Genomic DNA, 13,544 nt, shown 5'->3' on the forward strand with positions numbered 1-13,544 from the left:
TCAAATGGTCCGGCGTCCCCCTGCAATTTTCCCCACCGGAACGGTAGTGTTTCATCGATAACACGTAGATCTATGATTTTTGCTTCCAGTCTGGTCTGGCTCACGTCGGCTCTGCTGTTTCTCGCGCCCGCAGTCAATCTGGTGTGGCGCGGCGGCACCGGCTACTGCTTTTTCGCGCTCGTCGCGCTCGCGCTCGGCGCGGCCATCGTCAACCGGCGCATGCCGGGCTATTTCTCCGCGTTGCGGACCTACCGCTGGTTCACGATCGGCATGCTCGCGTTCGTCGTCGGGATCGGCGCGCAGCAGTTGGTGCTCGGCTACTGGCTGCCACGCGAGTTCGACAATGCGTCGCGTTTCGTGCTCGCGCTTCTGGTGTTCCTGCTGCTGCGGCAATTGCCGTCGCGCAATCTGCGCTTGATCGGCTGGGGCTGCGCGGCCGGCGCGCTCGCGGTCGGCGCATGGGCGTTCATCGATCAGCCGCCCGGCGGCTGGACCGACGCGAACCGGCTGAACAACTCGTACACGAACGCGATTCCGTTCGGCGATACCGCGCTGCTGCTCGGGTTCCTGTCGGTGTTCACGCTTGGCTGGGACAATCCGCGCGACTGGCGCGTGCTGGTGCCGCGCGTGCTCGCGCTGGTGTCGGGCGGCTATGCATCGTTTCTGTCGGGCTCGCGCGGCGGCTGGGTCGCCGTGCCGGTGTTCGTCGTGCTGCTCGGCATGCAGTACCACTGGTTCACGCACAAGAAGCGCCTGCTGATCGCGACGCTCGTCATCGTGATCGGGGCGGGCGGTCTGTTGTCGACCGAACGGGTTCAGAAGCGCTTTGCCGAGGTGCCGAACGACGTGTCGATGATGCGCAAGGGCGAGGACGACACGGCCACCGGCCTGCGCCTGCAACTGTGGAACGCGTCGCGGATGATGTTCGAGCGGCATCCGGTGTGGGGCGTCGGCAAAGGCCATCTGGTCGACGAGCTCGGCGTGATGGCGAAGCGCGGCGAAGTGAAGGCCGAGATCGTCAACGAGCGCGCGCATAGCGACTTTTTCTCGACGCTCGCCGAGATGGGCGCGGTCGGCGTGATCTGCCTGTTGCTGTTCTACTACGGGATCACGGTGTATTTCTGGCGACACCGGCATGCGACCGATCCGGCGATTCGCGCCGCGTCGTACGCGGGTCTCGCGGTCGCGGCGAGCACGGTGATCTTCGGGCTCACTATCGACGTGCTGGTGCCGATGATGGTGGCGGTGCTGCTCGCCTCGCTGGTGGCGACGCTGCTGGCGGTGATCGATGCACGCAAGCGCGAGTTGCGAAGCGATGCGCGGACCACGCCGGCGCCAGCCGCGCTCGTGCCCGAGACGCAGCCGCGCGATTGATTTTGATTTGACGAGAAGCGGCAACCCGAGCGCGGAGCGCCGCCCTCATCCCCGCGTGAAAACCTCGTAAAGCGCCGCGACGTGCGCGTCGACGCTCGGGTCGTACACGAGGCTGTCGCGCGGCGTCGCGATGCGCGCGGCGCCGCTCTTCACGCGCTCGACCGCCTGCTCGATCGCGCGCTCGAAACTGCCCGCGGTCTGCCGCGAGAACTCGATCTTGGCGGCACCGGTCACCGTCTCCGCCGAGCCGACGTTGTCGGCGATCACGAGCGGCGTGCCGCACATCACCGACTCCACGCCGACGAGCCCGAACGGCTCGTACGCCGACGCGACGACCGTAAAATCGGCGGCCGCGAACAGTTTTTCGATCTCCTTGCTGTAACCCGCGTAACGAATTGTGTCGCCGGTTTTCGGCACCGGGCGTCCCGCGACGACGAGGCAGACCGGCAGCGTCGTGCGCGAGAAAAACGCTTCGAGCAGCGGATAGCCCTTGCGCTCGTGACTCGTCGACGAGAACACGAACATCACGCGATCGTCGGGCACGCCGAGCTGGCAGCGCACGGCCGCGCGCGCGGCGGCGTCGAGCGGCCTGAAGCGTGCGGTATCGACGGGCGGATAAAGCACGTCGATCCGCGCGGCCGGCACGTCATAAAAACGCTGCAACTCGCGGCTCATCAATTGCGAATGCGCGACGATCGAGCGCGCCCGCGTGTAGACGCGCCGCTCGAGCTCGATCTGCCATTCGTCGCTGCGGCGCGGCGCGCGGCCCGCGGCTTCGAGCGAACCCGGATGCGTGCCGCCGCACAACGCGACGTCGGCATGCGTCGAGTGATTGATCGAGAACACGCACGCCGGACGATGCCGCTTCAACCGCTGCTTCAGACGCCAGTCGAACGCGAGGTTGCGCAGCTTGCGCGGCGCCCAGCGTACGTCGAGCGGCTGCGCATCGATCCACGCGGCCTCGGGCAGCGCGCGGTCGATCTCGCGCGCGAACAGCGTCGGGCGCAAACCCATGCGATGCAGGCCGGCGATCACGTCGCGCGTGTAACGCTCGGCGCCGCCGCTGTTCTTCAGCGCCTGGGCGGTCAGCGCGATGTCGGTGAGGGGGCGGCGGTTCGGGTCGAGGGCTGCGTCGCGGGTTGGCTCTGACAAGGATCGGTCTCGTTGAGGCGCACGCGCGGGCGAGGCCGTGGGTGCGCAGTTTCGGGGCAGCGGCAATTGTAAAGGATGGGTTTCGCCGGGCTCAGCTCGGGGTGCCCGGGTTTGCCGCGTGCGTCGCGCGGCGCGGCCGTCAGCGGCTAGAATCTAGGCCAATCGCCTTCGTCCCGACTCCATGACCGATAGCCCGCCGTCCGCCGCAACCGCCGACACCACCCGCCCGCTCGTCTCGATGCTGCTGATCGCCTACAACCAGGCAGAGCAGATCGGCGACGCCGTGCGCAGCGCGCTCGCGCAAACCTACGAGCCGCTCGAAATCATCGTCTCCGACGACGCGTCCAGCGACGCCACCTACGCCGCGATCGAAGCGGCGCTCGCCGGCTACGCGGGCCCGCATCGCGTGATCGCACGGCGCAATACCGTGAACCAGGGCATCAGCGCGCACCTGTCGCAACTCGCGCAGCTCGCGCACGGCGAACTGCTGTTCGTCGCCGCTGGCGACGACATGTCGACGCCCGAGCGCTGCGAGCGCGTCGTCGACTGCTGGCTCGCGCATGGGCGCCGCCCCGACCTGATCGCCACCGATCTCGCCGACATGGACGAAGCGGGTCACGTGCACGAGCGCGTGAGCCCGACCGAGCTCGATCGCTATCGCAGCTTCGACGACTGGCTCGTCGAGCGTCCATGGCTGATCGGCGCGGCACATACGTGGTCGCGACGCCTGATCGAGCGCTTCGGGCCGATGCTGCCGGGCGCCGCGGCCGAGGATCAGATCATGGTGCTGCGCGCGATCCTGTCGGGCGGCGCGATCAGTCTGCGCGAGCCGCTGGTGCGCTATCGGCGCGGCGGACTTTCGCGCAAGCGCCGCTACCGGTCGGTCGACGAGCTGATCGCGCGGATGCGGCAAAGCAATCGCTACGGACTCGCGGAGCTCGCGCAACTGCAGCGCGACGCTCAGATCGCCGGTGTGGGCGAACGCATGCGCGCGGCGATGGCGCCGAAGCTCGCGCGCGAGCAGTTCATCCATGCGATGTTCGAAGCGGGCAGCCTCGGCGAACGCCTCGGGCTGGTGACGCGCAGCGCCGGCGTGAAGCTCGGGCTGCGGATTCGGATGTTCCTGTATGCGAGTTGCCCGATGGTCTACGCGCCGGGCATCTGGATCAAGCGGGTCGTGCGGGGCAGAAAGGCCTGAAGACGACGATACGGTCTCGCGGTGCCTGGCGACGCCACATCGGTCACGAAAGTCCGCGCGACGCACCCCGCCGCTGCCGCAAGCGTCGCGCGAGACTCGGCCTTCGCACCTCGACGCCGAAGCTCAGCACGCTCGCGCGCAAGCGCCGCAGGATCTTCACCGAGCGCACGAAGGTCTCGCCGGTGTGGCTGATCATCACGAACTCGAATGCGCCGCGCCAGCTCGCGACACCGCGCGAAAACGCATACATGTCGTGACGCGCATCGACGGGCAGCTCGGCGCCGAAGCGTCGCGCGAACACCCGCACCTGATCCGCGATGGCTTCGATCTGCCGCTGCCGGCTCGCGCCGCGCCGTCGTGCCGCCTCGGCGCCGCATTCGTCGCGCGCCGCGCCGCGCTCGTTGGTCGCGCTCGCGCCGACCGCGTTGCCGTCATGCTGCCGGTACTTCAGATGCGGCGCCGCGACGTGGCGAATCTCGCCGAACGACGCGACCACCATCGCGAGCCACCAGTCGTGCATCACGATGCCGGGCGGGAACGGCAGCGCGCGTTCGAGCGTCGCGCGATTGACGAGCATCGCGCAGCCGGGCACATGGTTGCTCAGCAGAAAATCGCGCAGTCGCGTCGCGCAGCGCGACTTCGCGGTGATATCGAACAGCGAGCGTGACATACAGCACAGCGTCGAGTCGACGAGCTCGATGTCGCAGAACGCGAGCGCCGGCGTCGCGGCGGCGTCGCCCGCGCTTTCCACGCGCCGCAGCTCGCGCATCAGATCGGTGACCTTCTCGGGCGCCCAGACGTCGTCCTGGTCGGCGAGCGCGATGTAGTCGCCGCGGCAGCCGGCGAGCGCGCGCTCGAAATTGCCGACGATGCCGGCCCGCGTGCCATCGCCGACGAGCCGCACCGGCACGCGTCCCGTATGGGACGCGAGCAGTTCGCGGGTGCCGTCGCAGGAGGCGTCGTCGGATACCACGACTTCGAGATGGGGCCAGCTCTGCCCTTCGAGCGAAGCCAGCAGCTCGGGCAGATAAGTGCGGCCGTTGTACGTCGCGAGCGCGATGGAGACGAGCGGCTTGCTCGGATCGTCGTGAGACATGGGCAGTCGATTTCCGCGAGGCGGACCGTGATTGCCCGCCAGCATGCGATTAGCGCCGAAAAAGCGCAATAAATTGAGACTTAAACGCAACACCGGCCCGCGCTCCCGTTCGCAATGTGCCGGATCAAACCGGGCTTTGCTGGAACTGGATGCGATGCAGATGGGCGTACAAGCCGTCGTGCTCGAGCAGCTCGCGATGGCTGCCGCGCTCGACGATCCGCCCCGCCTCCATCACGAGGATGCGGTCGGCGCGCTCGATCGTCGACAGGCGGTGCGCGATCACGAGCGTGGTGCGGCCTTTCATCAGCGTTTCGAGCGCCGCCTGCACGTGGCGCTCGGACTCGGAATCGAGCGCCGACGTCGCTTCGTCGAGAATCAGGATCGGCGCGTTCTTGTAGATCGCGCGCGCGATCGCGAGACGCTGGCGTTGGCCGCCCGACAGCATCATGCCGTTGTCACCGACGAGCGTCTCGATGCCCTGCGGCATCGCCTGCACGGTGTCCCACAGGTTAGCCGCGCGCAACGCCGCCTTGACCTTCTCCGCATCGACCTCCTGACCGTACGCAACGTTGTGCGCGATGGTGTCGTTGAACAGCACGACGTCCTGGCTCACCATCGCGATCTGGCTGCGCAGCGCGTGCAGGTCGTACTCGGGCAGCGCGACGCCGTCGACCAGAATCGCGCCGCCGGTCGGATCGAAGAAGCGCGGCAACAGATTCACCAGCGTGGTCTTGCCGCTGCCCGACGGACCCGCGAGCGCGACCATCTCGCCCGGCGCGATCTTGAACGACACCTGGTCGAGCGTATGGCGGTTGTGCGTGGAGTTCGTGCCGTAGATGAACGACACGTCGCGGAACTCGACCTCGCCGCGCGCGTGAGCGAGCGGCTTGCCGCCGCCTTCCGGCTCGGCCGGCTCGTCGATCAGGCCGAAGATCAGCTCGGCCGCGGTCATGCCGCGCTGCAACGGCTGGTTCACGTCCATCAGATGCTTGAGCGGCGAGATGATCAGGAGCATCGACGTGACGAACGCGACGAAGCCGCCGACCGTCGTCTGATCCGACGACGACTGCACCACCGCGATCGTGATCACGACCGCGAGCGCGATCGACGCCAGGAACTGCGTCAACGGCTGCGCGAGGCCACCGGAGACCGTCATGCGCATCGCGTAGCCGCGCAGGCGCCGGCTCATCGCGGTGAAGCGGTCCGTCTCGTATTGCTCGCCGTTATGCACCTTGACGACCTTGTAGCCGCCCACCGTTTCTTCGACGATATACGACAGCTCGTTGGTGAGCAGCTGATGCTCGCGGTTCAGTCGCCGCAGCCGGCGATTGATCTTGCCGACCAGCCAGCCGATGCCCGGCAGGAGCACCGCGACGATCAACGTCAGGCGCCAGTTCAGATAGAACAGATAGCCGAGCAGGAAGATCACCGTCAGCGAGTCGCGCACGAGCGTGACCATCACGCTCAGCAGCACGTTCAGGATCTGATTGACCTCGAAGACGATCGCGTTGATCACCGTGCTCGCGGTTTCGCGCTGGAAGAACGCGACGCTCGTGTGGATCATGCGGTCGAACATCTTCAGACGCAGCTCGAGCAGGATCTTGTTCGACACGTACGCGAGCAGATAGCCGGACGCGTACTGCGACACGCCGCGAATCAGCGCGAGGCCGATCACCGCGATCGGCACGAGCCACTTGGTCGTGTCGACTGCGTGCGAGCCGAAGCCCTTGTCGAGCAGCGGCTTGAGCAGCGCGGGAATGGCGGCGTCGGTGCCGGCGCTCACCGCCATCGCGATGATCGCGCCGACCCCGACCCCCAGCAGCGGCTTGATGAAAGGCCACAGGCGCCGCAGGACGACGGCCGGCGACGACGCATCGCCTGCACCCATGGGTTTGCTTAACGTTGGCTTCGCGCTCAAGGAATCCTCTGGAAATGCGGAACGGCGAGCACGCGGCGCATGATCGGACGGCCGCGTGAAACATCAAAAAAGAGCATTGTAATCGGTTGCAGATGACGGCCGGCGCTCGGCGCGCGACGACATGCGCGCAGCGCCCGGCGGATCGGTGCCGTGGTGTGGGGACGGATGAGATGTGTATACTCGCTGCTCGATTGCCGGGTCGCGACCCGCTCCGTCACTTCGTCCTCCACGCAACTCAGGTATGCAAGAAACCACTCTTGGCGTTGCCATCATCACCCGGAACGCGGCGGCGCGGCTCGCCGAATGCCTGCAGGCCGTGGCCTTTGCCGACCAGATCGTCGTGATCGACGGCGGCAGCACCGACGGCACCGCCGACATCGCTCGCGCGCACGGCGCGCGTGTCATCGAACAGACGGACTGGCCGGGCTTCGGCCCGCAAAAGAACCGCGCGGTCGATGCACTGACCACCAGCTGGATCCTCTCGCTCGACGCCGACGAAATCGTCACGCCGGAACTTGCCGCATCGATTCGCGCGACGCTCGCCGCGCCCGCCGCCGACGTCTACGCGGTGGACCGTCTGTCGAGCTTCTGCGGCCACTGGGTTCATCACAGCGGCTGGTATCCCGACTGGATTCCGCGCCTCTTCAAACGCGGCACCGCGCGCTTCTCCGACGACCTCGTGCACGAGCGCCTCGTGTTCGACACGCCCGCGCAACGCCTGACCGGCAAGCTGATGCACTACTCGTACGAGGACTACGAGGGTGTGCTGCGCAAGCTCGACGCGTATTCGACGGCCGGCGCGCGGCAGCGTTACGAGGCCGGGCAGAAAGGCAGCATTCGACTCGCGCTCGGGCGCGGCCTGTGGGCGTTCGTGCGGACTTATCTGCTGCGGCGCGGTTTTCTGGATGGCCGCACCGGGCTGATGATCGCGCTGTTCAATGCGGAGACGGTGTACTACCGGTTTCTGAAGCTGGCGCGCCTGGAAAAAACGGGCGGGCGGTAAGGCTAGCCGGTACACGCGGCACTGGCCCATCCATACCGCGGACCGCGCTCAATACACGATTTCGATCGAGCTTCCCGCAAACTCGCCGCGCAGCGCGGCGAGCAGTTCATCGGTCGGCTTCACGCGCCACGCGTCGCCCAGACGCATTTCGCCTTGCGCATGCTCGCTGCGATAAACGACCTGCACCGCGAGCCCGTTCGGAATCTGCACCGCTTGACGCTGACGGCCGCCGTCGCCGCCGAAGCCGCCACGCCCACCGCCATTGCCGCGCGGCGCGGCCGCCGGTGCGGCTGTGGCGGACGGCTCGTCCTTGCCGGCGGTGTGCGCTTCGAGCACCCGGCGCAATGCCTGCGCGTCCGCGTTGCCGTTCATCTGCACCTTCAGCGAGTCCGCGTAACGGCAGCGCGCGCGGCCGAGATCCATCACCGTTTCGACCGTGAAGCGGATGCCGCCCGTGAACGCGTCGTTGCGCGCCTGGCCCTGCACGACCAGCAGCTCGTCTTCCTTGAACAACTGCTTGTGCTCTTCGAAGACCTCGTTGAACACCGTCACTTCGCACTGGCCGGTGCCGTCGTCGAGCAGCGCGATCAGCATCTTGCCGCGCTGGGTCATCTGCGTGCGCAGCGACACGATCACGCCCGCGACCAGCTTGTCGCGCCCTTCCTTCAGCTCGCCGATCTTCTGGCGCACGAAGCGACGCACTTCGTCCTTGTATGCATCGAACAGATGGCCCGACAGGTAGAAACCGAGCGCGGCCTTCTCTTCCTGCAGCTTGCGCTTTTCCGGCCACTCCGGTTCGTCAACGAGTTCGTGGCCTTGCGACGGCGCGTCGCCCATGTCGAACAGGCCGGCCTGCAGCGCATTGGCCGCCGCCTGCTCGGCCGCTTCCATCGCGAGCGACACCGACGCGATCAGCTGCGCGCGGTTCAGATGCAGCGTGTCGAACGCGCCGGCGCGAATCAGCGCCTCGATCGTGCGACGATTGACGATGCGCCGATCGACGCGGTTGCAGAAATCGAAGATGTCGATGAAGCGGCCTTCCTCGCGCGCGCGCAGGATTTCTTCGATCGCGTTCTGGCCGCTGCCCTTGATCGCGCCGAGACCGTAGCGGATCGTGCGCGAGCGCTTGCCGTCGGCTTCGGCGACCGGCTCGAAGCGATACGCGGACAGGTTCACGTCCGGCGGCAGCACGGCCATCTTGTTCGCGAGGCAGTCTTCGAACAGGATCTTGACCTTGTCCGTGTCGTCCATCGCGAGCGACATGTTGGCCGCCATGAATTCGTCCGGATGGTGCGCCTTCAACCACGCGGTGTAGTACGCAAGCAGCGCGTAGGCGGCCGCGTGCGACTTGTTGAAGCCGTAGCCCGCAAACTTCTCCATCAGGTCGAAGATTTCGTCGGACTTCTCGCGCGTGAGGCCGTTGGTGGCCGCGCCTTCCGCGAAAATTTCGCGGTGCTTGGCCATTTCCTCGGGCTTTTTCTTACCCATCGCGCGACGCAGCAGGTCGGCACCGCCCAGCGAGTAGCCGCCGATGATCTGCGCCATCTGCATCACCTGCTCCTGGTAGACCATGATGCCGTAGGTCTCTTTCAGAACAGGTTCGACGCGCGGGTCCGGATATTCCACCACCTCGCGGCCGTGCTTACGCGCACAGAAGCTCGGGATCAGGTCCATCGGACCCGGGCGGTACAACGCAACGAGCGCGATGATGTCTTCGAAGCGGTCGGGCTGCGCGTCCTTCAGCATGCCCTGCATGCCGCGGCTTTCCAGCTGGAACACGGCGACCGTATTCGCTTTCTTCAGGATCGAGAACGACGCCGGATCGTCGAGCCGCACCTGGGCGAGCGACCAGTCCTGCTTCGACGGATCGAGGCGGCGAATGTAGCGCTCGGCCCAATCCAGAATGGTCAGCGTGGTCAGGCCCAGAAAGTCGAACTTCACGAGGCCGACCGCTTCGACGTCGTCCTTGTCGTACTGGCTGACGACGCCGCTTTCGTCGCCCTGCGTGTACAAGGGGCAGAAATCGGTCAGCTTGCCCGGCGCGATCAGCACGCCGCCCGCGTGCATGCCGACGTTACGCGTCAAGCCTTCGACGCGCTGCGCGAGTTCGAGCAGCTGGTGCACTTCGTCTTCGTTGTCGAAGCGCTCCTGCAACAGCGGCTCTTCCTTCATCGCGTCGGCGATCGTCACGTGCTTGCCCGGCTTGAACGGGATCAACTTCGCGATGCCGTCCGTGAACATGTAGCCGAGATCGAGCACGCGGCCGATGTCGCGCACCGCCGCCTTCGCCGCCATCGTGCCGAACGTCGCGATCTGCGACACCGCGTTCGCGCCGTATTTCTCCTTCACGTACTGGATCACGCGATCGCGGCCGTGCTGGCAGAAGTCGATATCGAAGTCGGGCATCGACACCCGCTCCGGATTCAGGAAACGCTCGAACAGCAGGTTGTAGCGCAGCGGATCGAGATCGGTCACGCCGAGCGCATAGGCGACCAGCGAACCCGCGCCCGAACCCCGGCCCGGCCCGACCGGCACGCCGTTGTTCTTGGCCCAGTTGATGAAGTCCGCGACGATCAGGAAGTAGCCCGGAAAGCCCATCTTGATGATCGTGCCGCACTCGAATTCGAGGCGCTGGTAGTACGTCGGGCGTTGCGAGTCGCGCTCGGCCTCGTCCGGATACAACTGTTCGAGCCGCTTTTCGAGGCCCTCTTTCGATAGCTGCACCAGGTAGTCGTCGAGCGACATGCCGTCGGGCGTCGGAAAGAGCGGCAGCTTCGGCTTGCCGAGTTCGAGCGTCAGATTGCAGCGCTTGGCGATCTGCACCGTGTTCGCCAGCGCCGAAGGAATGTCCGCGAACAGCGTGGCCATTTCCTGTTGCGTGCGGAAATACTGCTCGGCCGTGAAGCGCTTCTGGCGACGCGGATTCGCGAGAATGTCGCCTTCGGAAATACACACGCGCGCTTCGTGCGCGGTGAAGTCGTCCGGCGTCATGAACTGCATCGGGTGCGTCGCGACGACCGGCAGTTTCAGCGATGCCGCGAGCGCGACCGCCTGCTGCACGTACTGCTCGCCGCCAGGCTGGCCGTAGCGCTGCAGCTCGATATAGAAGCCGCCTGGGAACACCTTCGCCCAATGCTGCGCGTGGCGCTTCGCCGCCTCTTCGTTGCCGGCCGCCAGCGCGAGACCGATGTCGCCCTGCTGCGCGCCCGACAGCGCGAGCAGCCCTTCGCCCAGACCGGATTCGAGCCAGCCGGCTTCGATTTCCGCGCGGCCGCGATACTGGTTCGTCAGCGAGGCCTTGCTGAGCAATTCGCAGAGGTTCAGGTAACCGCGGCGGTCCTTGACCAGCAGCAGCAGGCGGGAAGGCTTGTCGCGGTCGTCAGGATTGGTGATCCAGACGTCGCAGCCGGCAATGGGTTTGATCCCTTTGCCACGCGCTTCCTGGTAGAAACGGACGAGGCCGAACGCGTTGCCGAGGTCGGTAAGCGCGAGCGCGCCCTGACCGTCTTTGGCCGCCGCCGCGACGATGTCGTCGAGACGCACGATGCCGTCGGCAATCGAGAATTCGGAGTGAACGCGGAGATGAACGAAGCGGGGATCTGACATGGGCGACATTGTAACTCCACCCTTCCGCGGATTTCAGGTCAAAACGGCGCGTTGGCCATGCGGCCAGGACGAGGTCGGCGCGAGCGCTGTTTGCGCTAGCGCAACTCGTTAGCCATTCGGCCAGGTCGGGGAAAATGCCGGGTTGAGGGATAATAGAGGTTTCGCCTCTCTCGACGTGGCCATTTAACCGGCAAACGCGCGGCAAACGCGAGGCAAACGCGCGCGAACCCGCGCGTCAAACCCCGGGTCTCATACGGGGCGCAACAGCGGCGGCACATCCCGCCGCCCCTCGCCACGCCGGCCATCTTTACCGCAGAACACACATGAGTATCGTCAATCTCGCCGCGTATCAATTCGCGACCATCGAAGACACCGCCGCCTGGCGCCCGCTCGTCACCGAACGCTGCAATGCGCTCGGCCTGCGTGGCACCATCCTGCTCGCGCCGGAAGGCATCAACCTGTTCATCGCCGGCACGCGCGAGAACACCGACGCATTCATCGACTACATTCGCCACGACGCGCTGTTCGAAGGCAAGTTCGCGAATCTGCAGTTCAAGGAAAGCCTGTCGGACAAGCAGCCCTTCACGCGCATGCTGGTCAAGCTCAAGCGCGAAATCATCACGATGAAAAAGCCGGCGATCCGCCCCGAGCTCGGCCGCGCACCGTTCGTCGACGCGCCGACGCTGAAGACCTGGCTCGACCGCGGTCACGACGACGAAGGCCGTCCGGTCGTGATGCTCGACACGCGCAACGCGTTCGAAGTCGACGTCGGCACGTTCGACAACGCGCTCGACTATCGGATCACGAAGTTCAGCGAATTCCCCGAGGTAATCGAGAACAACCGTGCCGATCTCCAGGACAAGACGGTGGTGTCGTTCTGCACGGGCGGCATCCGCTGCGAGAAGGCCGCGATCCATATGAAGGAGGTCGGCATCGAGAACGTGTACCAGCTCGAAGGCGGCATCCTCAAATACTTCGAGGAAGTGGGCGGCGCGCATTATCACGGCGACTGCTTCGTGTTCGACTACCGCACCGCGCTGAATCCGCAACTCGAACCGACCGCGACCGCGCAATGCTTCGGCTGCCGCGCGGTGGTCACGCCCGAGCAACAGCAATCGCCGATGTACGTCGCGGGCAAGACCTGTCCGGCGTGCCATCCGGACAGCAAGGCCGCGTGCGCCGCGTAATGACAGCCGGGGGGCTCCGTGACGCGGGCGCCGCACCTGTCGTCCCCAAACCATGACCTATCGCGGACGCTTCGCGCCGTCGCCGACCGGCCCGCTGCATTTCGGCTCGCTGGTCAGCGCGCTCACGAGCTGGCTCGACGCGCGCGCGCAGCGCGGCGCGTGGCTCGTGCGCGTCGAAGATATCGACGGACCGCGCACGGTGCCGGGTGCCGCCGAGGACATCCTCGCGACCCTCGAACGCTTCGGCATGCGCGCGGACGAAACGCCGGTCTGGCAAAGCCAGCGCATGGCGCGCTATCAGCACGCGCTGGAGCAGTTGAAATCGACCGGTCTCGTCTATCCGTGCGGCTGCACGCGCAAGGAAATCGCCGATTCGCTGCTGCACGCGCACGCGCGCAACACCACACTCGCCTACCCCGGCACCTGCCGCACGGGTCTGCATGGCAAGCCGGCGCGCGCGTGGCGCCTGCGCGTGCCCGACGGCGAGCCCGCCGTGATCACGTTCGACGACCGCTGGCAGGGTCCGCAGACGCAAAATCTCGCGACCGAGGTCGGCGATTTCGTGCTGCGCCGCGCGGACGATCAGTGGGCATATCAGCTGGCGGTGGTGGTGGACGATGCGGACGCGGGCATCACGCACATCGTGCGCGGCGCGGATCTGATGGATTCGACGGCGCGGCAGATTTATCTGCAGCGTTGTCTGGGTGTGGCAACGCCCGAGTATCTGCATGTGCCGGTCGTCACCAACGAGCACGGCGAGAAACTGAGCAAGCAGAACGGCGCGACCGCGCTCGATAGCGACAAGCCGCTCGAAGCACTAGGCGCGGCGGCACGGCATCTGGGACTGAAGTTGGGAAGCGAGCCGCCCACGACGCTGGAGCAGTTCTACAGCGCCGCGACCGCGGCCTGGGCAAAACGGATGAACATTCGCGCATCCCGATGATGCGCACGCGTGAAGCCTGCTGCGTTTTCCGAGACATCGAACCGCGCGGCCCCACCGTTTTTACGCT

9 protein-coding genes are annotated in these 13,544 nt (G+C 66.2%); 5 read left to right on the forward strand and 4 right to left on the reverse strand.

The window, feature by feature from the left end; all coding sequences use genetic code 11:
• Nucleotides 1-72: 72 nt before the first annotated feature.
• The gene (locus OKW39_RS06690) at nucleotides 73-1,374 is read left to right on the forward strand and encodes an O-antigen ligase family protein (protein WP_090803677.1); all 1,302 of its coding nucleotides are present in this window, start codon (nucleotides 73-75) and stop codon (nucleotides 1,372-1,374) included.
• Nucleotides 1,375-1,419: 45 nt separating this feature from the next.
• Here the strand turns inward: OKW39_RS06690 and OKW39_RS06695 are convergent, their stop codons facing one another.
• Nucleotides 1,420-2,526 carry a glycosyltransferase family 4 protein gene (locus OKW39_RS06695; protein ID WP_429562302.1) on the reverse strand — a complete coding sequence of 369 codons (1,107 nt, stop codon included), beginning with the start codon at nucleotides 2,524-2,526 and terminating at the stop codon, nucleotides 1,420-1,422.
• A 181-nt stretch (nucleotides 2,527-2,707) separates the two neighbouring features.
• Between OKW39_RS06695 and OKW39_RS06700 the strand changes: the two genes are divergently transcribed.
• A complete protein-coding gene (locus tag OKW39_RS06700) occupies nucleotides 2,708-3,724 on the forward strand; it encodes a glycosyltransferase family 2 protein (RefSeq protein ID WP_429562303.1) in 1,017 nt (338 codons plus the stop codon).
• A 43-nt stretch (nucleotides 3,725-3,767) separates the two neighbouring features.
• Here OKW39_RS06700 and OKW39_RS06705 read toward each other — a convergent pair whose 3' ends face one another.
• The gene (locus tag OKW39_RS06705) at nucleotides 3,768-4,820 is read right to left on the reverse strand and encodes a glycosyltransferase family 2 protein (RefSeq protein ID WP_429562304.1); all 1,053 of its coding nucleotides are present in this window, start codon (nucleotides 4,818-4,820) and stop codon (nucleotides 3,768-3,770) included.
• Nucleotides 4,821-4,944: 124 nt separating this feature from the next.
• Nucleotides 4,945-6,738, reverse strand: a complete 1,794-nt coding sequence (gene msbA / locus OKW39_RS06710) for a lipid A export permease/ATP-binding protein MsbA (RefSeq protein ID WP_429361995.1) — start codon at nucleotides 6,736-6,738, stop codon at nucleotides 4,945-4,947.
• 241 nt (nucleotides 6,739-6,979) lie between these two features.
• On the opposite strand from msbA, the gene OKW39_RS06715 reads away from it, so the two are divergent.
• Nucleotides 6,980-7,741 (forward strand): glycosyltransferase family 2 protein, encoded by a 762-nt coding sequence (locus tag OKW39_RS06715; protein ID WP_090803668.1) that lies wholly within the window; start codon nucleotides 6,980-6,982, stop codon nucleotides 7,739-7,741.
• A 48-nt stretch (nucleotides 7,742-7,789) separates the two neighbouring features.
• Here OKW39_RS06715 and dnaE read toward each other — a convergent pair whose 3' ends face one another.
• Complete coding sequence (dnaE, locus tag OKW39_RS06720) at nucleotides 7,790-11,356, reverse strand: DNA polymerase III subunit alpha (RefSeq protein ID WP_429562305.1); 3,567 nt, start codon at nucleotides 11,354-11,356, stop codon at nucleotides 7,790-7,792.
• Nucleotides 11,357-11,670: 314 nt separating this feature from the next.
• Between dnaE and OKW39_RS06725 the strand changes: the two genes are divergently transcribed.
• Complete coding sequence (locus OKW39_RS06725) at nucleotides 11,671-12,534, forward strand: sulfurtransferase (RefSeq protein WP_429361996.1); 864 nt, start codon at nucleotides 11,671-11,673, stop codon at nucleotides 12,532-12,534.
• A 52-nt stretch (nucleotides 12,535-12,586) separates the two neighbouring features.
• Entirely contained in the window at nucleotides 12,587-13,477 is an 891-nt protein-coding gene (gene gluQRS / locus OKW39_RS06730) for a tRNA glutamyl-Q(34) synthetase GluQRS (protein ID WP_429361998.1), read from the forward strand.
• The last annotated feature ends 67 nt before the right edge of the window (nucleotides 13,478-13,544 follow it).

This window comes from Paraburkholderia sp. MM6662-R1 (genome assembly GCF_050436245.1).
Classification (GTDB): domain Bacteria; phylum Pseudomonadota; class Gammaproteobacteria; order Burkholderiales; family Burkholderiaceae; genus Paraburkholderia; species Paraburkholderia tuberum.